Source organism: Sagittula sp. S175, from assembly GCF_049800975.1.
In the GTDB taxonomy this organism is placed as follows: Bacteria; Pseudomonadota; Alphaproteobacteria; order Rhodobacterales; family Rhodobacteraceae; genus Sagittula.
This window is the reverse complement of sequence record NZ_JBNAGB010000019.1, coordinates 1-23,978: the sequence shown is the minus strand read 5'-3', so window position 1 is coordinate 23,978 and position 23,978 is coordinate 1. Positions and strand designations below refer to the sequence as shown.

Here is a 23,978-nt window from a genome sequence, read left to right as displayed (position 1 = left end):
GATGGCCTTGGCCGAGCGGATCTCCATGCGTGATGGGGACGATGAAAATCGTCGGGATGCCGATGTTGTTCTAGGCGACGATTGGGTCGCCCCGGACAGCACGGTCGAAAAGGAGCTGCGCGAGAGCCGCGCGCAGCGTGGCCTCTTTACGCTCAATCGCTCGCCGCTGACCCGCAAGATCATCACGTTCAACCTGATTGCGTTGAACGTGCTGGTGGCGGGGGTCCTCTGGCTCAATTCCTCGCGCGATACGCTGGCGATCCAGCGCATCAACGCGTTGCAGTCCGAGGTCGAGCTGATCGCCGACACCTTCGAGGCGCAGCTGGCGGTGGATACCCCGCCGCTGGGCACGCCCGGCGGGCTGGACGTGGCGACCACCCTGAACGGGATCGACCTGCGGCAGGGCATGCAGGTCATGGTCTTCGACAGCGCGACCTTCCTCGTGGGCGAGGCGGCAGGGCATGTCCCGCCCGTCATCGCCCTGAAAACGCAGGAAGACGAGCCGACGCTGATCTCGGATTTCCTGAATGGCGTCTGGCACGGCGTGGCCGGGCTGTTCACCTATTTCGCCGACGAGCCCGACCTCGTGCTGGAGGACCGCCTCCGCCGCGAGATCGAGACCGGCGACCCCGCGCGCACCCGCGTGGTGCAGGGCGGCGGCACGGGCGAAACCGTGTTCTATGCCTTCTCGCCGATCCGGCTGGGCGACACGATCCTTGGCACCGTTGCGCTGGCCTCGGAGGCGGCGGAAATCGACGCGGCGGTCCGGGCCGAGCGCGAGCGCGTATTGCAGATGTTCATCATCGCGACGCTGGTGTCGATCGGCCTGTCTCTGGTGCTGGCCTCGACCATCGCCAACCCGATTTCCGACCTCGCCGACGCGGCGGAGATCGGCCGCGACCGCGACCGCAAGCACAAGAACATGGGCCGCATCCGCATCCCCGACCTGACCGCGCGCCCCGACGAGATCGGGCGGCTGTCGGGCGCTTTGCGCGGCATGGTCTCGGCGCTGTATGACCGCATCGATTCCAACGAACAGTTCGCTGCCGACGTGGCGCATGAGATCAAGAACCCGCTGGCGTCGCTGCGCTCGGCGGTCGGATCGCTGCGCATGGTCAAGAAGGACGAGCACCGCCAGAAGCTGCTGGACGTGATCGAACACGACGTGCGCCGTCTGGACCGGCTGGTCAGCGACATCTCCAACGCCTCGCGGCTGGATTCCGAGCTGGTGAAGGAAGAGGAGCAGGAATTCGACCTGCTCAAGATGCTGGGCAACCTGTCGGAATTCCTTGGAGAGGACGCGCGGCACAAGGGGATCGAGTTCATCACCGATCTGCCGAAGCGCCCGATCCTCATCAACGGCCTTGAGGCGCGCCTGGCGCAGGTTTTCGTCAACCTCATCACCAACGCGATTTCGTTCTGCGAGGACGGCGACGCCATCCGCGTCTGGGCGCGCAGGCGTGACAACCGCGTGCTGGTGGTGGTCGAGGACACGGGGCCGGGCATCCCCGAAGAGGCGATCCAGAAGATCTTCAAACGCTTCTACACCTCGCGCCCGCAATCGGACTTCGGCAACAACTCGGGCCTTGGCCTGGCGATTTCCAAGCAGATCGTCGAAGCCCATGGTGGCGTGATCTGGGCGGAGAACATCCGCCCGACCGAGGCCGACGTGACCTCGGAACCGCTGGGGGCGCGCTTTGTCGTGGGTCTGCCGATCTGAGCCACAAGCTTTCCGCGCGCGGTGGCGCGATTTTTCATGAAAAATCGGGCGCCCGCGGAGGAGGTGGTGCATGCAACAGCGGTTGCGCTGGACGGGCGCGGGCTGTTGATCTGCGGTGCGTCCGGCTCGGGCAAGTCGTCACTGGCGCTGGAGCTGATGTCGCGCGGGGCGGTCCTGGTCTCGGACGATCGCACGATCCTGCGACGCGAAGGTGCGGACGTGCAGCTCAAGGCCCCCGACGCGATCCGCGGCATGATCGAGGCGCGCGGTCTGGGCCTGTTGAATGCAGACACCACGGAAGCGACCTTGCACGCCGTTCTGGACCTCGACAGCACAGAGACCGAGCGTCTTCCGCCTATACGATTGAGAAACGTGCTTGGCGTAGACTTCCCATTGCTTCACAAAAGCGCGTGTCCCTATTTTCCCGCCGGACTCGTACAATATCTGAGAGCGGGACGCAGAGAGTAACATGAGCGAGTCGGATCGAGACAAATCAAGGGTTGTGCTGGTCACCGGGCCTTCGGGCGCGGGGCGGGCCTCTGCGATCAACGTTCTCGAGGATCTCGGCTTTGAGACGATCGACAACATCCCGCTGAATTTCATCCCCCGCCTGTTTGATGATGCAACACCGCTGGCGCGTCCGCTGGCGCTGGGCATTGATGTGCGCAACCGGGATTTCAGCGTCGAAGGCTTGCTCGAGCTGCATGGGGCGCTGGCAGGGCCGGCGCGAATCGTTGACCTGCTGTATCTCGACTGTTCCCCCGAAGTGTTGATGCGCCGTTACTCGGAAACGCGCAGGCGGCATCCTCTGGCCCCGGACGAGAGCCCGTCGGACGGGATCGCGCGCGAGAAGACGCTGCTGGACGATGTGCGTGCCCGCGCCGACATCCTGATCGACACCAGCGAGCTGACCGTCCACGATCTGCGCTTCGAGATGGAGGGATGGTTCGGGCAGGAGACCGGGCAGAGCATGGCCGTCTCTGTGCAGAGTTTTTCCTACAAACGCGGGCTGCCGCAGGGGCTGGACGTGGTCTTTGACTGCCGTTTCCTGCGCAACCCCCATTGGGAGCCGGAGCTGCGCCCCTACACGGGGCTTGATCCCGAGGTGGCCGCCTACGTCGCGGAGGACCCGCGTCATCAGGCCTTTACCGAGAAGGTCGAGGATCTGATCCTGCTGATGCTCCCGGCCTGCATCGAGGAAGGGAAGGCGCATTTCGCGGTGGGCTTTGGCTGCACCGGGGGGAAACATCGTTCCGTTGCCGTCACAGAAAGCGTCGCTGCTGCACTTGCAAGCGAGGGCTGGCGCGTGTCTATTCGGCATCGGGAGTTGGAACGCCGCAGCGCAGCACCGCAGGTGGGGCACCGTGGCGATCTTGGTGGAAGGAAAGCCGGTTGATCGGAATCGTGATCGTCGCGCATGGCGGGTTGGCCCGCGAATACCTCGCTGCGGTGGAACACGTGGTGGGACAGCAACCGGGCATGGCCGCGATTTCCATCGAGGCGGATTGTGACCGTTCCTCCAAGCAGTCCGAGATCATGGCCGCTGCTGATTCCGTCGACCAGGGGCAGGGGGTCGTGGTGGTGACGGACATGTTCGGCGGCTCGCCCTCCAACCTGTCGCTGAACGCCTGCCGCCCGGATGACCGTCGCATCCTGTATGGGGCCAATCTGCCGATGCTCATCAAGCTGGCCAAAAGCCGCCATTTGCCGGTGGGTGACGCCGTGCGCAGTGCGCTCGAGGCGGGGCGCAAGTATATAGACAGCCAGAACGTGCCGGCCGATCCGGCCTGAAGCACGCGAGCGACAGGGATTTCTGCCATGACCGACTCCATCCGCCGGAGCCTCAAGATCGTCAACGAGAAGGGTCTGCATGCCCGCGCCTCGGCCAAGCTGGTGGAGGTCGTCGAGGGTTTCGACGCCAGTGCAGAGGTGTCACGTGACGGCATGTCGGCGGGCGGGGACAGCATCATGGGGCTTTTGATGTTGGCAGCAGCCAAGGGAACCACTATTGAGGTTCAAACCTCGGGCCCGGATGCCGAGGCGCTGGCAGACGCGATCGAAGCCCTCGTGGCGGATCGCTTCGGCGAGGACCGCTGAGACCCGGGCCGTTAGCACGGGACGGTTTGGGCGGATGGTGGACAGTACCCAGGCGACAGGCATGGACGCTCGGCGCGTGACGTCGGAGAGCGAGCCTTATGACAAGCGCAGGATCAGCTACGCCAATACCTTCAAGAACCCGTGGAAGGCCAATGTCATCCGCGCAATGGAGTGGATGACCGGCAAGATCCCGTTGATCCGGCTGGTGCGCCGGTTCGAGGCGCTGGGCTACGTCGAAGGACAGGCCTTCTGGGCGCAGGCTTTGGGCGTGATGGGGATCGAGCTGAAGACCCCGGCCGAGCAGATCGCCCATATCCCTGAAGACGGGCCGGTGATCGTGGTTGCGAACCATCCGCATGGTCTGGTGGACGGCATGGTGCTGGCGGAACTGATCGGGCGGGTCAGAACCGATTACAAGATCCTGACGCGGTCCTTGCTGACCGGGGTGAAGGAAATCGATCCCTTCATGATCCCGGTGCCCTTCCCGCATGAGCCCGACGCGCGCGAGCAGTCGCTGGAGATGCGGGCCAAGGCCATGGCGCACCTGAAGGACGGCGGCGTCATCGCGTTGTTCCCTTCGGGTGTGGTGGCGTCTTCGGAGGATTGGTGGGGACCGGCGGTCGAGCAGGGCTGGAACCCGTTCACCGCCAAGATGGTGCAGCGGTCCGGCGCGACCGTGGTGCCGATCTACTTCCCCGGGCAGAACTCGCGCGCTTACCAGATCGCGAACCGGGTCTCTCCGACGTTGCGACAGGGGCTGCTGATCCACGAGGTCGTGCATGCCTGCGGTCGCGCACAGAAGCCGGTGGTCGGGGCACCGATCACGCCGGAGGAGGTGAAGGCCTTCCCCGGTGGTCAGCGGGAGTTCGTGGCCTGGCTGCGGGAACGGACGCTGGCGCTGAAGGGCACCTGAGCTTTACTCGGTCCGACCGGTTGCGAAATGTCTGTGACGGTTTTTCCGGACAGGTTTCGCCCAAGCGGCGCTCGGGCAAGCCTCGCGCCGCCGGAGGCTCTGCCTCCGGACCTCCGAGGTATTTTCAAAACCAAAGAAGCAGGGCGTGCAGGTTCAGCGCGTCGGCACGGGTTCGTCGCCCCGGTAGTCGTAGAAGCCGCGCTGGGTCTTGCGGCCCAGCCAGCCTGCCTCGACGTATTTCGTCAGCAGCGGGCAGGGGCGGTATTTCGTGTCGGCCAACCCGTCGTGCAGCACGTTCATGATGGCGAGACAGGTGTCCAGACCGATGAAATCGGCCAGTTCCAGCGGGCCCATCGGGTGATTGGCGCCCAGTTTCATCGCCATGTCGATGGATTTGACGTTCCCGACGCCCTCGTAGAGCGTGTAGACCGCCTCGTTGATCATCGGGATCAGGATGCGGTTCACGATGAAGGCGGGGAAGTCCTCGGCGCTGGCGGCGGTTTTGCCGAGGCGGTTCACCACGGCCATGCAGGCCTCGTAGGTGGGTTGGTCGGTGGCGATGCCACGGATCAGTTCCACCAGTTGCATCACCGGGACCGGGTTCATGAAGTGGAAGCCCATGAAACGTTCCGGTCGGTCGGTCCGTGACGCGAGCCGTGTGATCGAGATCGACGAGGTGTTGGAGGTCAGGATCGTGTTGGGGCGCAGGTGCGGGCCAAGCGATTCGAAGATCTTGTGCTTGAGCTCTTCCCGTTCCGTCGCGGCTTCGACCACGAGGTCGGTGTCGCCGATGGCGGAAATATCTAGAGTTGTCGTGATCCGGGCGAGCGCCGTATCGCGCTCCGCGGCGCTGATCTTGTCGCGGCTGACCTGTCGGTCGAGATTTTTCTTGATGATCGCGACGGCGTCGTCCAGCGCTTCCTGCCGGACATCGTTGAGGCGCACATCGTAGCCTGCAAGGGCCATCACATGGGCAATCCCGTTGCCCATCTGGCCTGCGCCCACGACTCCGACCGTCTTGATTTCCATTGCGCGTCTCCCGGCTGTTCGGGGCAACCATAGGGCCGGGGCCGAGGCATCCGCAAGTGCAGACGGACCTTGGAGAATTCTGTCGGGTTCTTGAGGAATTTTAACATTCACCAAATGGCAAAGGGTTTGGGTGATTCTCCTCCCCGGGTGAAGAAAAGGGGTGTGTCATGTCCGTACATGGCGGGGGCCTGGGGGCTCTTGAGTACTATCCGTGCCGTTATGGCAATTCCCGCGTGTTGTTTCGCGGGCCGCGCAAACCGCTGGAGACCGACTTTGTCGCGTTCCTAGGGTCTACCGAAACCTATGGGCGATTCATCGAACAGCCGTTTCCACACTTGCTGGAATCGCGGTTGAGGATGCCATGCGTGAATTTCGGCGTGGTAAACGCAGGGGTCGATCTGTACCTGAACGATCCGGCGGTGATGGACATGGTCATGCAGGCCAGCGCCAAGGTGGTGCAGGTCATGGGCGCGCAGAACATGTCGAACCGCTACTACTCGGTGCATCCACGGCGCAACGACCGGTTCCTGCGCGCCTCCGAGCGGTTGGAAGAACTGTATCCGGAGGTCGATTTCACAGAGTTTCATTTTGTCCGGCATATGCTCGGGCGGCTTCTGGAGGTTTCGCCGGAGCGGTTTTCGACCGTTGTGGACGAACTTCGGCAAGCGTGGATCGCGCGGATGAAGAACGTGTTGACCCAGATCCGCGGGCATGTCGTGCTGCTGTGGTTCTCGGACCGTCCCGTGCCGGAGGAGGACGCGGTGGAACTGGACCACGATCCGCTGTTCGTGACCCGGGACATGGTGGACACGCTGCGGCCAAGGGTCTCTCAGGTGGTGGAGGTTGTGGCTTCTGACATGGCTCGGATGGAAGGCACGGCGGGCATGGTTTTTTCCGACTTTGAAAGCTGCGCCGCCGCGGAACTTCAGGGCGTTCAGGCGCATAAGGAGGCCGCCGATGCGTTGGAGGGCGTGCTGCGCCCCTTGCTGGGGCGACAGGCGTGATGGCTTGACGCTCTGACCGCCCGGTGTCACGCCGGTGCCATGAAGATGTTCGGGGCGATACTTGCGGGCGGTTGCGCCTTTGTGGCGGTCGGGTTGCTGGTCTTGTGGGCCTTCGCGCCGCAGGTTCTGGTCCTAGCGCGGGAGGGGTTCCCGGCGTCTGTCCTGACGGACCGGGGGACCTATGCCGTGGTGAAGGGGGCGGAGGCTGCCGCTCTGCCCCGTGATCTGCGGCCTTTGCCCGCGTCCGCTGCTGCGCGTTTCGCCCAAAGCGGCGGGCGGGCGTTGCTGGTGATGCAGGACGGTGTTCTCGTCATGGAGCACTATGGCAATGGGGCGGATCGTGACACGCGGTTGAATTCCTACTCGCTGGTGAAGTCGCTCGTGGGCGCGCTGGTTCTCAAGGCCGTGGCGGAGGGGCGGATCACCGGGCTGGATGTTCCGCTTCGCTCGCTGCTGGGCGCGGATGCGCCGGATGTGTCGCTGCGCGACGTCATGGAGATGACCAGCGGGCTGTCCCTGTCTGGTGAGCCGCCCAAGGATGCCACTGAGAAACCTGTCGACGATGCGGATTTTTCACCCTTTGGCGCGGTGGCGCGGCTACAGGCCTTTGGCGTCGAGGCGATGATGCCGCGCCTGAAGGTCGAGCCCACTCTCCGGGGCACGTTTCATTATCAGAGTGTGAACACCGCCCTGCTTGGGCGTGTTGTGGCGCATGCCTATGGGGTGCCGCTCGAAGAGGTCTTGTCCGCAAAGATCTGGCAGCCGGCGCAGGCATCGGAGGCGCTTTGGCGGGTGACTCCCGGTGACGGGGCGGTTTCGGCGTGGTGCTGCCTGTTTGCGCGGCCCGAGGATTGGGCGCGGGTCGGGTGGTTCCTGATGACCAACGGCGATGGGGCATTCCTGCCCCGGGACATGTGGCGCGACTGGCTGATGCCCGAAGAGACGCAGCCGGTGCGCTACGGTTGGCAGATCCGGCACGATGTGCTGGACCGGCCTGGTGCGGCGGTGCAGGGGCGCTTTGCCTACATGGCGGGGCACAAGGGGCAGCGGGTCTACATGTTGCCCGAGAGGGGCACCTTGGTGGTGCGCTTTGGCGAACAGGAGCAGTTGCTGCATTCGACGCTGTACGACGTGCTGGGCGACTAATGCAAAAGGCCCGCGTGGGACGCGGGCCTTTCGGGGATGCGTAGGTCGGGGCTTGCCCCGACCCTGTCGTTACAGCTTCTCGGTGAGTTCCGGGATGGCGTCGAAGAGGTCTGCGACGAGGCCGTAGTCGGCGACCTGGAAGATCGGCGCTTCTTCGTCCTTGTTGATCGCGACGATCACCTTCGAATCCTTCATGCCCGCGAGGTGCTGGATCGCGCCGGAGATGCCGACCGCGACGTACAGGTTCGGCGCCACGACCTTGCCGGTCTGGCCGACCTGCCAGTCGTTCGGGGCAAAGCCCGAATCGACCGCCGCGCGGGATGCACCGACCGCCGCGCCGAGCTTGTCGGCGAGCTTTTCGATGATGGCGAAGTTTTCCTCGGAGCCGACGCCGCGGCCACCGGAGACGACGATGCCTGCGGAGGTCAGTTCGGGGCGGTCGGATTCCGCGACCTTGTCCTCGACCCACTCGGACAGGCCCGGGTTCTCGCCCGCGCCGACGGTTTCGACAGCTGCGGAACCGCCAGTGGCGGCCGCGTCGAAGGAGGCGGTGCGGAAGGTGATAACCTTTGTTTCATCCTTGGACTTTACGGTCTGGATGGCGTTGCCCGCGTAGATCGGGCGTTCAAAGGTCTCGGCGTCGACGACACCGGTCACGTCCGAGATCACCATCACGTCCAGAAGCGCGGCAACGCGCGGCAGGATGTTCTTGGCGTCGGTCGTGGAGGGTGCAACGATGTGAGAATAGCCAGAGGCCATGGAGGCGATCAGCGCGGCGACCGGCTCGGCCAGGCGGTGACCGTACAGCGCGTCCTCGGCGACCAGCACCTTGGACACGCCCGCGATGGTGGCGGCCTCGTTGGCTGCGGCAGCGGCCTGTGCGCCCACGGCGAGGACGGTCACGTCACCCAGCGCCTTGGAGGCGGTCACGGCCTTGGCGGTCGAATCCATCGACAGGGCGCCATCGGTGATTTCGGCAAGCAGAAGAACGGCCATTACACGATCCCCTTCTCTTTGAGTTTCGCCACCAGCTCGTCGACCGAACCGACCATTTCACCGGCCTGACGGGCCTCGGGCTCTGCGGTCTTGACGATTTCGAGGCGCGGAGAAACGTCGACGCCGAGGTCGGCGGCGGTCTTTTCGTCCAGCGGCTTTTTCTTGGCCTTCATGATGTTCGGCAGCGAGGCGTAGCGCGGCTCGTTCAGGCGAAGGTCGGTGGTGATGATCGTCGGCAGCTTGACCTTGATGGTCTGCAGGCCGCCATCCACTTCGCGGGTCACGGTGGCGGTGTCGCCGTCCACGTCCACGGTGTTGGCGTTGGTCGCCTGCGACCAGCCGGTCAGCGCGGCCAGCATCTGGCCAGTGGCGCCGAGGTCGTTGTCGATCGCCTGCTTGCCCGCCAGCACGATGCCGGGCTGCTCTTCGTCGATCACGGCCTTGAGGATCTTGGCCACGGCGAGCGGCTCGATGTCGGTGTGCACGTCATCGGCAGCGACGACGAGGATCGCGCGGTCGGCACCCATCGCCAGCGCGGTGCGCAGCGTTTCCTGCGCCTGCTTCACGCCGATGGAGACGGCGACGACCTCGGTGGCCTTGCCCGCTTCCTTGAGGCGGATCGCCTCTTCGACGGCGATTTCGTCGAAGGGGTTCATCGACATCTTCACGTTCGCCAGATCGACCCCGGAACCATCCGCCTTTACACGGACCTTCACGTTGTAGTCGATCACGCGCTTGACCGGTACGAGTACCTTCATGCGTGTCTCTCCTGTTGCTGCGGGACTGTCCCGCGGGATTCCTCTGGCAAGCGGTGTAACGCGCGTTTCCCCTAGGAAACAGGGCAAAAACGTCGCGTTGGCGGTAAACTACGTCGCGTTTTCCCGCCAGCTTGCATCGCGAGGCTTGTAATGGTCGCGCAAGATCGTTGCAATAGCGGCGCAGCAAACCTTAGAAAATTACGCTGCGCGTCAGATGTTGCCGGTGCAGAGCAACAGGCTGTCCGCCTTGTCGAAGATGTCCGGGCGTGCGGTTTCGTCGCAGATTGCCTCGTGGATGCGGTGCAGCACGAATGGGCCGGTGTACCAATCCGACACCTCGGTGGACCATGCCGCCGGGACATCGCGGTCGCTCCAATGGCCCAACTGGCGGAGGCAGCGTCCGCCGTCCCAGTCGCGCCAGAGCCGCTCGACGAGGTCGACGGGCGGCCAGGCCTGCAACTGGCGCAGCATGGGGCCGGGCGGATGGCCGTCGCGACAGAACACGCAGAGGATTTCGTCCAGCGCATACACGCCGTCGACACGCAGGGAGTCGATCAGGGCGGTGCGCCAGCGCAGGATCAGGGCGCGCTCTGCCCCGGTCCAGAAGGTCCCGTCGCCCGTGCGGAACCGCTTGAGCGCACCGTCGGTGCCAAAGGTAAAGTCCGTGTCGTCCTGCAGCGCCTGGAAAATGGCGGGCAGCAGGTAGCGGGCGAGGTCCGGCGCGGCGGGCGCGTCGAAGGCGGCGCAAAGCCATGCGTCCAGCCAGTCGGGCCCGAGGGCGCGCGCCCCGCGGGTAAAGAATGCGCGGTCCTGTTCGGCGGTCAGGCAGCAGGCGGTGCAGGCCCCGTGCGACGCAGGGCGCGGCACGTCGAAGAGGCGCCAGGCCTCCTCGGTCACGGCGGTCAGTCGCCTTTGCAGATCGCCTTCAGCGCTGACCATTCGTCGTCCGTGAGGATGGGGTTGGTCGGCCCCTGTGCATCAGCAAAGTCGAAGGCCTGCCGGGCGCGGGCGCCGGTCACCGGGTGCGTGGAGAGGTATTCTGGGATCTCGATACCTTCCATGTCCTTGAGCACTTCGAAGAACTGCGCAAAGCCCGCCGCGTCGACCTGTGCGGCTTCGAGCATGTCCAGCGCAAAGAGATCGGCCGCGCCTTCGGCGTCGCGTGAGTAGGAGGCGGAGATCAGGTTCTCGCCGATCAGGGCGATGGCCGTGCCGCCGGTGAAATCGCCAAGGATCATGGTCAGCAGCCCCGCGGACCCGGCGGCGCGCAGGGCCAGACGGGTGGAATCGCGGCTTTCGACGTGGCCCAGTTCATGGGCGAGGACACCGGCCACCTCTTCGGGGCTTTCGGCCTTGTCCAGAAGGCCGCGCAGGATGATGACCTGTCCGCCCGGCGCGGCGAAGGCGTTGACCATGCTGTGATCGAGCACCTTGAGCGAGATGTCGTATTGCATCTCCTGCGCCGCGGTCAGGCGGGTGAGCATCTTGTTCAGCGCCTGCCGGCCCGCCGGGTTGGTACAGCCGAGGTCGCGGTCCTCGTCCATCCAGCGCAACTGGCGTTCCATCTGGTTCACCACGGTCTTGCCAAAGGCGATCTCGCGCTCGATGGGGATGAGGGTGGCGAGGGTGTTGGCCATGGCGGGCAGGATGACAAACAGCATCAGCATGGTCGCCACCACCGCGCCCCCGGCGTAGAGGAAGAGTTTGCGCACGTGGCCGGGGTGGGTTTCCGCCTTCCAGAGGTTCGGGCGGGTCTTGTGCATCCACGCGATGAGATCGGGGTCGAGGATCACCAGCCGCGCCACGTCGCGCGGGGCCTCGTCGTCGCTGGCCGCGTGGCGGGTGACGGTCAGCCGTTCGGTGTCGGCGGTGTCGGACAGGGCGCGCAGGTCGCCCAACTGCCAGCGCAGCGGCCCGGGCAGGGTGTCGCCCGCGATCATCAGCGCCTGCCGGTCGTCCGAGAGGGCGACGGTGACGGTGTGTTTCTTCGACGTGAGACCGTCGAAGAACTGGGCTGGGGTGCCTTGCATCGCCTCAGATCGCCCCGCCGATGTCGAGCGCATCGGCAAAGCCGTCGGCGTCGATACCGGTGAGTGCCTCGCGCTGGTGGACGCGGTCGAGACCCTCGGGGTTCACGATGGTGATCGTCTGGATGTAGTGGGCAAGGATCGGCTGGGTGATGAGGATCATCGACAGCGCCTGCATCACGACGATGCCGACGAGGTAGCCCACGGCGATCAGGGCCACCAGCAGGCCGACGGTGACCATGTTCGGGTCGGTGGTGTTCTCGGCCATGAAGATCAGCGGCATGGCCAGCGCAAAGACGATGCCGAAGACCACGGAGGACAGCAGGCTCCAGAGCAGGCCGCCGAGGATGTAGGTCTTGATGACGGTGCCGGTGCGCGGGCCGGAGGTGAAGCGGACGTCATCGCCCAGCACCTTGTGGCTCATGAGGTAGCCGAAGGCGCGGACCTGATAGTAGATCGCGCCGATGAAGAACCAGACATATCCGACGAACATGGAAATCCCGCCGAGGATGCCGAGGCCCGCCGAATCCTGGCTGACGCCGACGGCGATCATGATGCCGGACAGGATCAGGATGCCGAGCGCGATGAAGACGTGTTTCATCGCGCTGTAGAGGTCGGTCCACTTGCCGTCCTGACGCAGCCGGGTGGTGCCGTAGTAGCTGCGGTCGGTCATGTATTTTTCCAGCCGGAAGGTCATGAGCGGCGCGAGGATACCCAGTGTCGCCATGGACAGCAGGCCGTAACCGATGGCGCGCAGGACGTAGCCCCAGGCGCCTTTCTCCATCCCGAGGCGGATGCCGCGATAGCGCGTGCGGGCCATCTTGTACCGGCGGGCGCGGTACACGGCAAAAAGGATGAAGGGCATGACGGCGAAGATCGAGATGTAGATGGCCGCCACCTGCGCGATGATCTGCTCTTGCGAGGCGGTGTCCGGGTCCACGAACACGTTCAGGCCGAGGTAGAACAGCACCATCTGGATGATGCCGAGGTAGACGGCGAGGAACACGATGGCGACGAGGAAGCCGAGGAACTTCTCCATCCCCGTGCCGGTGTATTCGAAGGTGTCTCCGCCGGCGTTGACCGAGGACCAGATGTATTTCCGCACGCGGGTCTTCTGCCAGAAGCGGTAGATGCCGAAGGTCACCAGCGTCAGAAGGCCGGTTTTCAGCATGAGGCTGAACATGGGACCTTTGTCACCGGTGTAGCTGATGCCCATCTGAGGCTGAACCTCGCCGTGATCTGAATACATGCCTTAAAAACCTCTTAAACGTTCTTGCGTCTTGCATTCACCTTAGAGTGGCATGGCGTGGCGTTAAAGTACGGAAATACCGTCCTTTCGTGGCCGGCGTGCCGGCGCTAATCACCGGTGGTCCAGCTGCACACGGTCTTCAGCGATTGCCACTGGTGATCCTCCAGCAACGGTTCCGGCAGGAATCCGGCGGGCACGGCGCGGCGGGCGTTTTCGATGCGGTCGCCCATGGCGGGATGGCTGAGGAAGTGCTGGACAAAGCCCTCGGCGTCGCCGCCAAGCGCCTGAAAGCGTTCGAACATCGACGCAAGCGCCCCCGGCGACAGCCCGGCGCGCAGCATGACGTCATGGGCAAAGACATCGGCGGCGGCCTCGGCCCCTTGGCTGTATTGCGCGTCGATCAGGCGTTCGGCGAGGAACAGCACCACGGCGCCGCCCGCGAAGTCGCCGAACATCAGGCCCAGCACGCCGATGCTGCCCGCGCTGCGCAGCGCATGGCGGGTCGGATCGCGGCTGGCGACATGGCCCATTTCATGCGCAAAGACGGCGGCGAGTTCGTCGGGTGCGTCGGCCTGGTCGATGAGGCCCCGGAAGAACACGATATGCCCGCCGGGCAGGGCGAAGGCGTTCACCATGTCGTGGTCGAGCACGTGGACGGTGATCTCGACCGGGAGGCGGGCCTCTTCGGCGAGTCGGGCCTCGATCTGGCGCAGGGCGGCGAGGCCGTTTGGTTCGGTGCAGAAGCGGATCGGCTCGACGCCGGTTTCGTCCATCGCGGCGCGGATTTCGTTGAGCGTGACCTGCCCCAGGGCGCGCTCGCCTTCGGGCGGGATGTAGTTGGCCAGCTGGTCGGCCATGAGCGGCACGAGGACAAAGAGGATCAGCGCCACGGAGCCCACCGCAGCGGCGGCCCATTTCATCAGCAAGGGACGGTCTGCCACCGGGGCGGGGCGGCGGTGGTAGGGCAGGTGGTCCCGGATCGCGGGGTCGCGCAGGATCAGACGTTCCACGGCGTTGTCCGCGCGCGACAGGACGATCAGGTCGCCGCCCGCCGTGTCGGGCTGTTCGCGGATGGTGGTCAGCGGCCAGTAGATGCCTGGGCCGGTCAACGCCTGTTTCGCGGTATCGACGGTGACGGTCAGGCGCATGGGCTGGCCGATCTCGCCGTCGAAGTGGATCGCTTCGGTCGAGAAGGTCATAGCGAGGCCCCCACGTCGAGTGCCTCGGCAAAGCCTTCGGCCTCGGTGTGTTCGTCACGGGGACGCTGGCGGAAGGTGGCGATATGCTCGGTTCCGATGACGCTGAGGCCGCTGCTGTAATGGCGCACCGTGGGCAGGACGACCCAGGCCTGCGTGCAGGCGGTCCAGGTGAGGAAGATGGCGAAGTAGGTCATGACCGACAGGGCGATCAGCGCCCAGCGGTCGAGTCCTTCGAACAGGGCGGGCACGTCCTCCATCCCCAGATCGACCAGCGTTTCCAGCGATTGCAGCTGGGCAAAGATGCCGATCAGCAGCAGGGTCGGCAGGGCCGAGACCAGCAGCGACGCGGTGTAGCCCGAGGTCTGTATCCAGAACACCCGCAGCGGCGAGGCGTCGAGGCGCAGGCGCAGGGGGCCTGCGTGTTTGTTATTCGTCAGGCGCTTCAGGCTTTCGACTCGGTAGTAGACGGCGGCGTAGAGCCACAAGAGCGCGCCGAGGATCAGGAGCGGGATGGCCAGCGCCTCGTTCGCGCCGATCACGAACAGGCCGACAAAGCCGATGCCGAGGTTGATGAAATACCACTTCAGCGCGCCGAACAGCATGGTCCAGCGGCCATCCTGATGCATCCGCGTCTCGCCGTAGAAGGTGCGGTTGGTGCGGTATTCTTCCAGCTTGAAGGTCATGCGCGGCCAGAGCAGCCCGGCGGTGATGAGCGCGAGAAACCCGTGCCAGAGCGCGCGGAGCGCGTAGCCCCATGCCCCCGGTTCGAGGCCGAAGCGCAGGCCCAGCCAGCGGGTGCGCGCGAGGATGTAGCGGCGGGCACGGTAGCGGGCGTAGAACCAGATCGGAAAGACACCGATCAGGGACAGGGTGTAGGCGGCGTAATTGCCCTGAAACAGGGAGAAGCTGGCGAACATCAGGAGCAGGTTCACGATCCCGATGTAAAACGCGAGGATGACCACGGCGATGAGGAAGCCCAGCAGCTTCTCGTAAGGATCGCCCACGTATTCCAGTGGGTAATTCCCCGGACGGATGGCGGACCACAGCCAGCGGCGCACGCGGGTCTTTTGCCAGAAACGGTAGAGGCCGAGGGTGAGGACGGTCAGCAGGCCGGTCTTGAACACGAGTTTGAACATGGGCCAGCGCTTGCCGATGAAGCGGGTGGCCCAGACGCGGTGCTCTCCTTCATCGGAGGCGATGTCGCCGGTGGTGGTCAAAATGCGTGGTCCGAAATCAGGTGTCGTGGCGCAGAGTGCCGAAATGCGCTGCCTGTGGCAAGGAATGCGAAAGGCGCGCCGGGTGGGCGCGCCTTGGTGTCAGTTGAACTTGTTGTCGCGGGGGAAGCCGCGCGGGGCCATGCGACCGGACCCGGCGCGCTTGCCGATCCATTCCTCCAGCTCGGCCTGATCGACGGTGCGGGTGCGGCCCGCCGGGTCGGACCACGAAAGGCCGGTTTCCAGCGTGAAGGTGCGCGCGTCCGACAGGCCGCCGTCCTTGTATTTCTGGAGGCGGACGCCCTTGCCCCGGCCCATTTCGGGCAGTTCGTCGAGCATGAAGACCAGAACCTTGCGGTTCTCGCCCACCACGGCGACGGCGTTGCCGGTGACGGGTTTCGCCAGCAGGGCGCGGACGGGCTCCTTGACGTTGAGCACCTGCTTGCCGGCACGGGTCTGGGCGATCACCTCGTCCTCGGGGACGAGGAAACCGTCGCCCGCGGTGGAGGCCACCAGCAGGCGCTCGCCGGGGCGATGCACGAGGATGTCGATGATCTCGACATCGTTGGGCAGGTCGATCATCAGGCGCAGCGGTTCACCCATGCCACGGCCACCGGGCAGGTTGGCCGCCATGAGCGTGTAGAACCGCCCGTTCGATCCGTAGACCAGCAGTTTATCCGTGGTTTCGGCGTGGAAGGTGAAGCGCGGTCCGTCGCCGTCCTTGAACTTCAGCTCGCGGGTGAGGTCGATGTGGCCGGTCATGGCCCGAATCCAGCCCATTTTGGAGCAGACCACGGTGACCGGTTCGCGTTCGATCATCGCCTCGAGCGGGACATCCTCGGCCTCCGTCGCCTCGGCGAAGGTGGTCAGGCGCTGGCCGCGGGTGTAGCCCTTGGTGAACTGCTTCTTGACCTCGTTCAGCTCGTCCTTGACGCGGGACCATTGCAGGTCCTCGGAAGCGAGCAGGTCCTCCAGCCCCGCGCGTTCCGCCATGAGGGCGTCGCGTTCGTTGACGAGTTCGAGTTCTTCAAGGCGGCGCAAGCTGCGCAGGCGCATGTTGAGGATGGCCTCGGCCTGCACGTCGCTGAGGCCCTCGGACCGCCCGACAAAGCGTTTCGGCACGGCGGAGGAGGTGCCGTCGTCGGCCAGAACACCGCGTTCGATGGCGTCGGGATCTTCGAGCAGGGTCAGGCCCTTGACGTCCACCCCGGCCAGCGGCGAGCGGTAGTCGCGTTCGTCCATGGCGCGCGGGATGGTGGCCTGATGCGGCTTCGACCAGTCCTCGTACATCAGCGCGGCCTTGGGGTCGTCGTCGTAGCGGATGATGTCGATCACGCGGTCGAGGTTGAGGAAGGCGATAATCAGGCCTTCGAGCACTTCGAGTCGGTTGTCGATCTTGGCCATGCGGTGACGCGAGCGGCGGATCAGCACGTCGCGGCGGAAGTCGAGGAAGGCGCGCAGGCATTCCTTGAGCGAACACACCTTGGGTGTCACGCCGTCGATCAGCACGTTCATGTTCAGCGAGAACCGCGTTTCGAGGTCCGTGTTACGGAACAGCGCGGTCATCAGGACGTCGGGGTCGACGTTTTTCGTCTTTGGTTCGAGGACCATGCGGATGTCCTCGGCGCTTTCATCGCGGACATCGGCGAGGATCGGCACCTTTTTGGTCTGGATGACCTCGGCGATGCGCTCCACCAGCTTGGATTTCTGGACCTGGTAGGGGATTTCCGTGACGACGGCCTGCCACATGCCGCGGCCCAGATCCTCGACATGCCAGCGGGCACGGAGGCGGATGGAACCGCGTCCGGTGGAATAGGCCTGCGCGATGTTCTCGGCCGGTTCGACGATGACGCCGCCGGTGGGGAAATCGGGGCCGGGCACGTATTGAAGCAGCGTGTCGTCCACGGCGTTGGGCGATTTGATGAGATGCAGGCAGGCGTTGATAAGCTCACCGATGTTGTGCGGCGGGATGTTGGTGGCCATGCCGACCGCGATGCCGGACGAGCCATTGGCCAGCAGATTCGGGTAGGAGGCGGGCAGGACGGAGGGTTCTTCGAGGCGCCCGTCATAGTTCGGACGGAAGTCGACGGCGTTTTCGTCGAGGCCGTTCAGCAGCGCCTCGGACATGACGGTCATGCGCGCCTCGGTGTAGCGCGAGGCCGCCGGGTTGTCGCCGTCGATGTTGCCGAAGTTGCCCTGACCGTCCACCAGCGGGTAGCGGATGGTGAAGTCCTGCGCGAGGCGGGCCATGGCGTCGTAGATCGCCGCGTCGCCATGCGGGTGGAAGTCGCCCATGGTATCCCCTGAAATCTTTGCAGATTTCAGGAAGCCCCCGGTGGAACTAAGTCGCAGCCTGCGCATTGCATATAGGATACGACGATGCACTGGCTTCAGCCCGTCACGCGCGTCGGGCAGCGCCCGGTGCATGATGGTCGACAGAGCATAGGTCAGGTAACGCTCCCCGATCGCTCGGCGGAGTGGCTCCGCAAGGTTGCGGGCGTTGTTTTCGGGGTCGAGATCATCGTCGCTCATGCCGGTCGTGATACCGTTGCCTTTCGGGCGCAGCAAGCGACGTTGTGGGAATCTTTCCCGCATTTTCCCTTCGGTGAGGTCGGGGAATCGGGTATTCTTGGAAATGTCGCCAAGCTGCGGGCGACGGGGCTGCTGCTGCGGTGGCTCCTTATCGGATAGTGGGGGTTCTTGGGGATGCTGCGCATTTTCCTTATCACATTTGGTGTGCTCGGTTGGGCTTGGTACGAATTGTCGGGTGGGTCGAATTTTGTGCCCGGTGAGCATGGGGTTCAGTTGCTGGCCGCTGCGCATCAGCCTGTGGCCGTCGATGAACCGACAGAGGTCGTTGCACGGGACACGCCCGCCGCCGACCTGAACGCGATCATCCAGCCTGCCGTTGCCCGGCCCGCGGTGGTGCGTGCCGCTGCCGCCCCGGTGGCCGTGGCCCCGATCCTGACCGTGGACAGCGGCAAGCAGCAGATCGTGGCGACTCCGGCGGTGTTCAGCGATGCCATGCCGGCCGACGAGGATGGCTCGGCCACCATCGAGCAGGCCGTGGCCGAGGCGGCGCTGGTGGATTACCGCACCGTGACGGCGTCGCGCGTGAACCTGCGCGGTGGTCCCTCGACAAGCTTTGACGTACTGACCCAACTGCTGCGCGGCGAAGAGGTGGAAATCCTCGACGACGCGGGCGATGGCTGGGTGAAGCTTCGCGCCTTGGACGGCAACGACATCGGCTGGATGGCGGACAGCTTCCTGACTGCTGCGAACTGAGCTTGACCTTGGTCGTGCCGCCGGGTTTCTGGGCGGCATGACACGCTCCATTCTGATCACGGGATGCTCTTCGGGCATCGGATATGACGCCGCTCACGGGTTGAAGGCCCGCGGGTGGCGTGTTTTTGCGTCCTGCCGCCAGGAGGCCGACTGCGAACGCTTCCGCGCCGAGGGGTTCGAAAGCCCGCGCATCGACTATACCGATGCGGCGACGATCCACGCGGGGCTGGCCGAGGTGCTGGCCGCGACCGGCGGCACGCTGGACGCGCTGTTCAACAACGGCGCGCATGGCACGCCGGGCGCGCTGGAGGACCTGCCGACGCAGGCCCTGCGCGAGATCTTCGAGGCGAATGTCTTTGGCTGGCACGAGTTGACGCGGGCGGTGATCCCGGTGATGCGGGCGCAGGGTCACGGGCGGATCGTGAACCATTCCAGCGTGTTGGGGCTGGTGGTGATGCCGTGGCGTGCGGCCTATACCTCGACCAAGTTTGCCATCGAAGGGCTGACGGACACGCTGCGGATCGAGATGCGCGATACGGGTATTCACGTCTGTGCGCTGAACACCGGGCCGGTGACGTCGAAAATCCGCGTCAACTCCATCCCGCATTTCGAGAAATGGGTGAATTGGGAGGCCTCGCCGCGCGCCGAACAGTACCGCGCGTCGCTGTTGAAGCGGCTTTACCAGGAGCGCGAGGGCAAGGACCTGTTCGAACTGCCGCCCTCGGCGGTGACGGAAAAGCTGATCCATGCTATCGAGAGCCCGCGCCCGAAGCCGCGCTATTACATCACCAAGGCGACATGGCTGATGGGCTTTGCCCGGCGCATCCTGACGACCCGGCGGCTGGACTGGCTGATCGCCAAAGGCTGACGTGCCGCAGGGCGGCGGGGTTCGCTTTTGTGCCGGGCAAGGCTATGTGAAAGGCGAGACCGTCCCGCGCTGACGCGGTGACGATGCGAGGGAGACGACATGGCAAACGATCCTCTATTCATCCTGATCGCGCTGGTGATGCTTGGCGTGGTGGGCGTTTTGCTGTTTGGCATCAGCAGCTTTGCCCGGGGTGGCGCGTTCAGCCGCAAGTGGTCGAACAAGGCGATGCAGTGGCGCATCGGCGCGCAATTCGTTGCGGTCGTGCTGATTCTGCTGTTCACCTACCTGCGCAGCAAGGGCTGACAAGATATTGGGGGGACCATGGTCGTTCTAAGCAAGATCTACACGCGGACCGGCGACAAGGGCGAGACGGCGCTGGGCAATGGCACGCGGGTGAAGAAGTACGATCCGCGCGTCGAGGCCTATGGCACCTCGGATGAGCTGAACTGTTTCGTCGGCGTCGCGCGGCTGGAGGCGGAGGGCGAGATGGACGTGGCGCTGTCGCGTATCCAGAACGACCTGTTCGACCTCGGCGCCGATCTGTGCCGCCCGGATATGGAGAAGGACGCTACGGCGGAATACCCGCCGCTGCGCATGGTCGAGTCGCAGGTCGTGCGGCTGGAGGCCGAGATCGACGCGATGAACGCGCGGCTGGAACCGTTGCGGTCGTTTGTGCTGCCCGGTGGGTCGAAGCTGTCGGCGCATCTGCATGTCTGCCGCACCGTAGCCCGGCGGGCCGAGCGGCTGGCGGTTGAATTGGCGGCCGACGAGGCGGTGAACGAGGCGGCGGTGAAGTACCTCAACCGTTTGTCGGACTGGTTCTTTGTCGCCTCGCGGATCGCCAATGACGACGGTCGGGCCGATGTGTTGTGGGTTCCGGGCGCGAACCGCTGACAAGCGGGGATAGGTCCTGTGGACCTTTCGGCGACCGGAAGGGCGGAGCCCCGGCCCGGAGGGCGGGCGCGAACCGCTGACAAGCGGGGATAGCTCCGGTGGACCTTTCGGCGACCGGAAGGGCCAATCGTCGAGGGGTGGTGGGTTGGAAACCCACCCTACGGTCGATCGCTTGCGGTGTGCCTTTGGCGGCGTTGCAGGTGAGTATTTTTACCAAGAAGAAGCAGGGGCGTGGTGCGTCCCTCAGAGCGGTTCGGCTTCGAGCCAGACGCCGCCTTCGGGGCGGAGGGTGAGGATCATCACCGGCTCCGGATCGCGCCCTTTGACCGGGGTGAAGCGGAAGTTGGCGAGCAGGGTCGCGAGGATGATGACGGCCTCCTGGAGCGCGAAGCTGGCACCGATGCAGATCCGCGGACCGTCGCCGAAGGGCAGGTAGGCGTAACGGTCGGGCTTGGCCTCCCAGCGGTCGGGGCGGAAGGCGTCGGGGTCGTCATAGAGCAGGTGGTGCCGGTGCAACGCGTAGATCGGGATGATGCAGGTGTCGGCCTTGCGGATTTCGCGGCCGCACAGCGTGTCCGGTGCCATGGCGGTGCGCGAGACCATCCCGGCGGGCGGGTAGAGGCGCAGCGCCTCGTCGATGACGCGGCGGATGAACGGCAGGCGGGCGACGTCTTCTCCGGTGGCGGTGTCGCCTGACAGGGTGGATTGCGCCTCGGCGCGGGCGCGGTCCTGCGCGTGCTGGTCGAAGGCGAGCAGGTAGAGCGACCACGACAGGGTGAGGGCGGTGGTTTCATGCCCCGCGACGATGAAGGTCAGAAGGTTGTCGCGCAGTTCGGCGGGCGTCATGGTGCGGCCGGTCTCCGGGTCCTCGCCCGCCTGGAGCAGGTCCATGAGGTCGGGAATGCCCTCGGACGTGCGACCTGCGCGGGCGGCGATGGCGCGGTCGGCCATGTCCTTCATCTGGGCGACGCCCCCGGCGTGAAAGGCGCGGCCCGGGCGCGGCACCCAGTCGGGCATCCCGAGGATGTCGAAGAGCGAGACCTTGCCCGCCTCGGAGATATAGGCGTCGATGGCCTTGTGCACGCCGTCGCGGTCAAAGGTGCTGTCGCCGGAAAAGGTCACGTCGGAGATGACGTCGAAGGTGGTCGAGACCATCTCGTCCAAAAAGTCGATGGCGCGCGGTCCGGCGGCGCGGATGCGCCCCACCGAGCGCGCGGCGGCGGCGCTCATGACCGGGGCGAGGTTCATCACGTTTCGGTGAGAGAAGACCGGGGCGGCGGTGCGGCGCTGCCAGCGCCAGTGCGCGCCCTCGGCGATGAACATGCTGTCACCGATGGCGGGTTTCAGCAGGTTCTTGGTGACCAGCGATTTCGGGTAATTGTCGAGGTTCTCGAGCAGCATCCGGCGGATGGCGCCGGGGTCCATTACCATGTGCCAGCGTTTGCCGGTCTTGCCGGAGACCATGGGCTGACGGGCGGCCAGTTCGGGGATGATGGACAGGACGTTGCGGCGGGTGGCCTGCAACGAGGCCCACAGGCCCATGGGTTGCGTCACCAGCGGGACCTTTACGGGACGGCGTTCGGGCTTCATCTCGGTCATGGCGGGCCTCGGCCTGTTGTATCCCTGCAAACATAGGCGGGAATGCGCCATTGACAAAGGGGGGTGCGATTGCACGGGCGTCACCGCTGCGCTAGGGGACGAAGCAGCCATGAGGGGATGTTCATGATCCGTGTTCTTGCCATTCTGACGGTATTGCTGGGGCTTGCGGCCTGTACGGACGCGACGCAGGACCTGTCGCGCCCGGTGGAACCGCTGGGCAATTTCACGCTGGGGCATTCCATCGTGGTGGCCCCCAATGCCCAGAAACTGCTGGTGTCGCGGGATGCGACCTCGGAAGAATGGATCGAGACGGTGGATGCCGCCATCGAGAAGCGGTTCCGACGGTTCTCGGGCGGCAAGTATTACCACTTTGGCATCTCGGTCGAGGCGTTCAGCCTGCCGCCGCCCATCGTGCCCGGCAAGTCGGCGCTGGCGCTGCGTCTGACGGTCTGGGACGACGCGGGTAAGAAGAAGATGAACGAGGAGACCGAGCTGATCCACGTGATCCAGGTCTTCGAATCGCGTTTGCAGCTGACCCGCGAGGAGCAGATGCAGAAGCTTGCCGACCAGGCCGCGTTGCAGATCGAGGACTGGTTGCGTGAACGCATGGCCGAGGACGACTGGTTCCGCGCGCCGGTCGGCGAAACCATTCCGGCGGATGCCGTTGTTGTGGCAACACCGACACCCGCAGCGGGTGGCTGATCGAAGCGCTTGATTTTCCCTGCCCGACTCAATAAACGGCGCGCGATGGAAACCCGGGCCCGCCAGTGTGGCCCCCAAACCGCGAGGCGTCTGAGAAGATGGCAAAAGGTAAGTTTGAACGCAGCAAGCCGCACTGCAACATCGGCACGATCGGTCACGTTGACCACGGCAAGACGACGCTGACGGCTGCAATCACCAAGTACTTCGGCGAATTCAAGGCCTACGACCAGATCGACGGCGCGCCGGAAGAGAAGGCCCGTGGTATCACGATCTCGACCGCGCACGTGGAATACGAGACCGAAGCGCGCCACTACGCGCACGTCGACTGCCCCGGCCACGCCGACTACGTGAAGAACATGATCACCGGTGCGGCGCAGATGGACGGCGCGATCCTGGTGGTGAACGCCGCTGACGGCCCGATGCCGCAGACGCGCGAGCACATCCTGCTGGGCCGCCAGGTGGGTATCCCCGCCATGGTCGTGTTCATGAACAAGGTTGACCAGGTCGACGACGAAGAGCTCCTCGAGCTCGTCGAGATGGAAATCCGCGAACTGCTGTCGACCTACGACTTCCCGGGCGACGACATTCCGATCATCGCAGGCTCGGCTCTGGCCGCAATGGAAGGCCGCGACCCGGAAATCGGCGAGAACAAGATCCGCGAACTGATGGCCGCCGTGGACGAGTACATTCCGCAGCCGCCGCGCGCCACCGACCAGCCGTTCCTGATGCCGATCGAAGACGTGTTCTCGATCTCGGGTCGTGGTACGGTTGTTACGGGGCGTGTCGAGCGTGGCGTGGTGAACGTTGGTGACGAACTGGAAATCGTCGGCATCAAGGACACCACCAAGACGACCTGCACCGGCGTGGAAATGTTCCGCAAGCTGCTGGACCGCGGGGAAGCCGGCGACAACATCGGCGCGCTGCTGCGTGGTATCGACCGTGACGCGGTCGAGCGTGGCCAGGTGCTGTGCAAGCCGGGTTCGGTGAAGCCGCACACCAAGTTCGAGTGCGAGGTCTACATCCTGACCAAGGAAGAAGGCGGCCGTCACACGCCGTTCTTCAAGAACTACCGTCCGCAGTTCTACTTCCGCACGACCGACGTGACCGGCACGGTTGAGCTGCCCGAGGGCACCGAGATGGTGATGCCGGGCGACAACCTGAAGTTCAACGTTGAACTGATCGCACCGATCGCCATGGAAGACGGCCTGCGCTTCGCAATCCGCGAAGGCGGCCGCACCGTCGGCTCGGGCGTCGTGTCCAAGATCCTGGCGTAAGCCG

24 protein-coding genes are annotated in these 23,978 nt (G+C 64.9%); 14 read left to right on the top strand and 10 right to left on the bottom strand.

What is annotated here, in order from left to right; translation table 11 throughout:
* The first annotated feature begins 1 nt into the window (after position 1).
* Genes ACP16H_RS19480 through ACP16H_RS19455 form a run of 6 tightly spaced genes read left to right on the top strand, consistent with a single transcriptional unit; the run spans position 2 to position 4,730 of the window.
* On the top strand, positions 2–1,720 hold the full coding sequence (locus ACP16H_RS19480) for a sensor histidine kinase (RefSeq protein ID WP_425073912.1): 1,719 nt from the start codon (positions 2–4) through the stop codon (positions 1,718–1,720).
* A 36-nt stretch (positions 1,721–1,756) separates the two neighbouring features.
* Complete coding sequence (locus tag ACP16H_RS19475; protein ID WP_425073911.1) at positions 1,757–2,188, top strand: HPr kinase/phosphorylase; 432 nt, start codon at positions 1,757–1,759, stop codon at positions 2,186–2,188.
* Position 2,189: 1 nt separating this feature from the next.
* Entirely contained in the window at positions 2,190–3,116 is a 927-nt protein-coding gene (gene rapZ / locus ACP16H_RS19470; RefSeq protein WP_425073910.1) for an RNase adapter RapZ, read from the top strand.
* The gene (locus ACP16H_RS19465; RefSeq protein WP_425073909.1) at positions 3,113–3,511 is read left to right on the top strand and encodes a PTS sugar transporter subunit IIA; all 399 of its coding nucleotides are present in this window, start codon (positions 3,113–3,115) and stop codon (positions 3,509–3,511) included. The genes rapZ and ACP16H_RS19465 overlap by 4 nt, the downstream gene beginning before the upstream one ends.
* A 27-nt stretch (positions 3,512–3,538) precedes the next feature.
* A complete protein-coding gene (locus ACP16H_RS19460; protein WP_425073908.1) occupies positions 3,539–3,817 on the top strand; it encodes an HPr family phosphocarrier protein in 279 nt (92 codons plus the stop codon).
* A 34-nt stretch (positions 3,818–3,851) separates the two neighbouring features.
* The gene (locus ACP16H_RS19455; protein WP_425073907.1) at positions 3,852–4,730 is read left to right on the top strand and encodes a lysophospholipid acyltransferase family protein; all 879 of its coding nucleotides are present in this window, start codon (positions 3,852–3,854) and stop codon (positions 4,728–4,730) included.
* A 153-nt stretch (positions 4,731–4,883) separates the two neighbouring features.
* Here the strand turns inward: ACP16H_RS19455 and ACP16H_RS19450 are convergent, their stop codons facing one another.
* Complete coding sequence (locus ACP16H_RS19450) at positions 4,884–5,759, bottom strand: 3-hydroxybutyryl-CoA dehydrogenase (protein WP_425073906.1); 876 nt, start codon at positions 5,757–5,759, stop codon at positions 4,884–4,886.
* A 167-nt stretch (positions 5,760–5,926) separates the two neighbouring features.
* Between ACP16H_RS19450 and ACP16H_RS19445 the strand changes: the two genes are divergently transcribed.
* Entirely contained in the window at positions 5,927–6,763 is an 837-nt protein-coding gene (locus tag ACP16H_RS19445) for a DUF6473 family protein (RefSeq protein ID WP_425073905.1), read from the top strand.
* A gap of 39 nt (positions 6,764–6,802) precedes the next feature.
* Positions 6,803–7,909 carry a serine hydrolase domain-containing protein gene (locus tag ACP16H_RS19440; protein ID WP_425073904.1) on the top strand — a complete coding sequence of 369 codons (1,107 nt, stop codon included), beginning with the start codon at positions 6,803–6,805 and terminating at the stop codon, positions 7,907–7,909.
* Positions 7,910–7,978: 69 nt separating this feature from the next.
* On the opposite strand, the gene ACP16H_RS19435 is transcribed toward ACP16H_RS19440, so the two are convergent.
* The 8 genes from ACP16H_RS19435 to ACP16H_RS19400 form a co-directional block, all read right to left on the bottom strand.
* Positions 7,979–8,905, bottom strand: coding sequence for an electron transfer flavoprotein subunit alpha/FixB family protein (locus tag ACP16H_RS19435; RefSeq protein WP_425073903.1), 927 nt, complete (start codon positions 8,903–8,905; stop codon positions 7,979–7,981).
* A complete protein-coding gene (locus ACP16H_RS19430) occupies positions 8,905–9,663 on the bottom strand; it encodes an electron transfer flavoprotein subunit beta/FixA family protein (RefSeq protein WP_425073902.1) in 759 nt (252 codons plus the stop codon). Before ACP16H_RS19430 ends, ACP16H_RS19435 begins: the two co-directional genes overlap by 1 nt.
* Before the next feature lie 210 nt (positions 9,664–9,873).
* Positions 9,874–10,602 (bottom strand): hypothetical protein, encoded by a 729-nt coding sequence (locus ACP16H_RS19425; RefSeq protein ID WP_425073901.1) that lies wholly within the window; start codon positions 10,600–10,602, stop codon positions 9,874–9,876.
* Complete coding sequence (locus ACP16H_RS19420) at positions 10,566–11,693, bottom strand: M48 family metallopeptidase (RefSeq protein ID WP_425073900.1); 1,128 nt, start codon at positions 11,691–11,693, stop codon at positions 10,566–10,568. The genes ACP16H_RS19425 and ACP16H_RS19420 overlap by 37 nt, the downstream gene beginning before the upstream one ends.
* Positions 11,694–11,697: 4 nt before the next feature.
* Positions 11,698–12,939 (bottom strand): YjgN family protein, encoded by a 1,242-nt coding sequence (locus tag ACP16H_RS19415; protein WP_425073899.1) that lies wholly within the window; start codon positions 12,937–12,939, stop codon positions 11,698–11,700.
* 107 nt (positions 12,940–13,046) lie between these two features.
* On the bottom strand, positions 13,047–14,138 hold the full coding sequence (locus tag ACP16H_RS19410) for a M48 family metallopeptidase (protein ID WP_425073898.1): 1,092 nt from the start codon (positions 14,136–14,138) through the stop codon (positions 13,047–13,049).
* Positions 14,135–15,355, bottom strand: a complete 1,221-nt coding sequence (locus ACP16H_RS19405; protein ID WP_425073897.1) for a DUF898 family protein — start codon at positions 15,353–15,355, stop codon at positions 14,135–14,137. Before ACP16H_RS19405 ends, ACP16H_RS19410 begins: the two co-directional genes overlap by 4 nt.
* Positions 15,356–15,454: 99 nt before the next feature.
* Positions 15,455–17,884 (bottom strand): DNA topoisomerase IV subunit A, encoded by a 2,430-nt coding sequence (locus tag ACP16H_RS19400; RefSeq protein ID WP_425073896.1) that lies wholly within the window; start codon positions 17,882–17,884, stop codon positions 15,455–15,457.
* Between the two features lie 174 nt (positions 17,885–18,058).
* Here ACP16H_RS19400 and ACP16H_RS19395 point away from each other — a divergent pair, with 174 nt between their 5' ends.
* From ACP16H_RS19395 to ACP16H_RS19380, 4 genes are all read left to right on the top strand, one after another.
* Entirely contained in the window at positions 18,059–18,637 is a 579-nt protein-coding gene (locus ACP16H_RS19395; protein ID WP_425073895.1) for an SH3 domain-containing protein, read from the top strand.
* Between the two features lie 37 nt (positions 18,638–18,674).
* The gene (locus ACP16H_RS19390; protein WP_425073894.1) at positions 18,675–19,505 is read left to right on the top strand and encodes an SDR family NAD(P)-dependent oxidoreductase; all 831 of its coding nucleotides are present in this window, start codon (positions 18,675–18,677) and stop codon (positions 19,503–19,505) included.
* 99 nt (positions 19,506–19,604) lie between these two features.
* Positions 19,605–19,808 carry a twin transmembrane helix small protein gene (locus tag ACP16H_RS19385; protein ID WP_425073893.1) on the top strand — a complete coding sequence of 68 codons (204 nt, stop codon included), beginning with the start codon at positions 19,605–19,607 and terminating at the stop codon, positions 19,806–19,808.
* A gap of 18 nt (positions 19,809–19,826) precedes the next feature.
* Positions 19,827–20,399, top strand: a complete 573-nt coding sequence (locus ACP16H_RS19380) for a cob(I)yrinic acid a,c-diamide adenosyltransferase (RefSeq protein ID WP_425073892.1) — start codon at positions 19,827–19,829, stop codon at positions 20,397–20,399.
* 243 nt (positions 20,400–20,642) lie between these two features.
* On the opposite strand, the gene ACP16H_RS19375 is transcribed toward ACP16H_RS19380, so the two are convergent.
* Entirely contained in the window at positions 20,643–21,998 is a 1,356-nt protein-coding gene (locus tag ACP16H_RS19375; RefSeq protein WP_425073891.1) for a cytochrome P450, read from the bottom strand.
* Between the two features lie 123 nt (positions 21,999–22,121).
* Between ACP16H_RS19375 and ACP16H_RS19370 the strand changes: the two genes are divergently transcribed.
* The gene (locus tag ACP16H_RS19370) at positions 22,122–22,700 is read left to right on the top strand and encodes a hypothetical protein (RefSeq protein ID WP_425073890.1); all 579 of its coding nucleotides are present in this window, start codon (positions 22,122–22,124) and stop codon (positions 22,698–22,700) included.
* 98 nt (positions 22,701–22,798) lie between these two features.
* Positions 22,799–23,974 carry an elongation factor Tu gene (tuf, locus tag ACP16H_RS19365; RefSeq protein ID WP_425073719.1) on the top strand — a complete coding sequence of 392 codons (1,176 nt, stop codon included), beginning with the start codon at positions 22,799–22,801 and terminating at the stop codon, positions 23,972–23,974.
* Positions 23,975–23,978: the final 4 nt, after the last annotated feature.

Excerpts from the sequence above, each read along its gene's own strand:
- ACP16H_RS19455 (WP_425073907.1), top strand. The coding sequence starts at position 3,852 with ATGGTGGACAGTACCCAGGCGACAGGCATGGACGCTCGGCGCGTGACG.
- ACP16H_RS19435 (WP_425073903.1), bottom strand. The coding sequence starts at position 8,905 with ATGGCCGTTCTTCTGCTTGCCGAAATCACCGATGGCGCCCTGTCGATG.
- ACP16H_RS19400 (WP_425073896.1), bottom strand. The coding sequence starts at position 17,884 with ATGAGCGACGATGATCTCGACCCCGAAAACAACGCCCGCAACCTTGCG.
- ACP16H_RS19385 (WP_425073893.1), top strand. The coding sequence starts at position 19,605 with ATGGCAAACGATCCTCTATTCATCCTGATCGCGCTGGTGATGCTTGGC.
- ACP16H_RS19445 (WP_425073905.1), top strand. The coding sequence starts at position 5,927 with ATGTCCGTACATGGCGGGGGCCTGGGGGCTCTTGAGTACTATCCGTGC.
- ACP16H_RS19395 (WP_425073895.1), top strand. The coding sequence starts at position 18,059 with ATGCTGCGCATTTTCCTTATCACATTTGGTGTGCTCGGTTGGGCTTGG.
- ACP16H_RS19415 (WP_425073899.1), bottom strand. The coding sequence starts at position 12,939 with ATGTATTCAGATCACGGCGAGGTTCAGCCTCAGATGGGCATCAGCTAC.
- ACP16H_RS19375 (WP_425073891.1), bottom strand. The coding sequence starts at position 21,998 with ATGACCGAGATGAAGCCCGAACGCCGTCCCGTAAAGGTCCCGCTGGTG.
- ACP16H_RS19480 (WP_425073912.1), top strand. The coding sequence starts at position 2 with ATGGCCTTGGCCGAGCGGATCTCCATGCGTGATGGGGACGATGAAAAT.
- tuf (WP_425073719.1), top strand. The coding sequence starts at position 22,799 with ATGGCAAAAGGTAAGTTTGAACGCAGCAAGCCGCACTGCAACATCGGC.
- ACP16H_RS19430 (WP_425073902.1), bottom strand. The coding sequence starts at position 9,663 with ATGAAGGTACTCGTACCGGTCAAGCGCGTGATCGACTACAACGTGAAG.
- ACP16H_RS19420 (WP_425073900.1), bottom strand. The coding sequence starts at position 11,693 with ATGCAAGGCACCCCAGCCCAGTTCTTCGACGGTCTCACGTCGAAGAAA.
- ACP16H_RS19410 (WP_425073898.1), bottom strand. The coding sequence starts at position 14,138 with ATGACCTTCTCGACCGAAGCGATCCACTTCGACGGCGAGATCGGCCAG.
- ACP16H_RS19380 (WP_425073892.1), top strand. The coding sequence starts at position 19,827 with ATGGTCGTTCTAAGCAAGATCTACACGCGGACCGGCGACAAGGGCGAG.
- ACP16H_RS19370 (WP_425073890.1), top strand. The coding sequence starts at position 22,122 with ATGATCCGTGTTCTTGCCATTCTGACGGTATTGCTGGGGCTTGCGGCC.
- ACP16H_RS19460 (WP_425073908.1), top strand. The coding sequence starts at position 3,539 with ATGACCGACTCCATCCGCCGGAGCCTCAAGATCGTCAACGAGAAGGGT.
- ACP16H_RS19475 (WP_425073911.1), top strand. The coding sequence starts at position 1,757 with ATGAAAAATCGGGCGCCCGCGGAGGAGGTGGTGCATGCAACAGCGGTT.
- ACP16H_RS19390 (WP_425073894.1), top strand. The coding sequence starts at position 18,675 with ATGACACGCTCCATTCTGATCACGGGATGCTCTTCGGGCATCGGATAT.
- rapZ (WP_425073910.1), top strand. The coding sequence starts at position 2,190 with ATGAGCGAGTCGGATCGAGACAAATCAAGGGTTGTGCTGGTCACCGGG.
- ACP16H_RS19450 (WP_425073906.1), bottom strand. The coding sequence starts at position 5,759 with ATGGAAATCAAGACGGTCGGAGTCGTGGGCGCAGGCCAGATGGGCAAC.
- ACP16H_RS19440 (WP_425073904.1), top strand. The coding sequence starts at position 6,803 with ATGAAGATGTTCGGGGCGATACTTGCGGGCGGTTGCGCCTTTGTGGCG.
- ACP16H_RS19425 (WP_425073901.1), bottom strand. The coding sequence starts at position 10,602 with ATGGTCAGCGCTGAAGGCGATCTGCAAAGGCGACTGACCGCCGTGACC.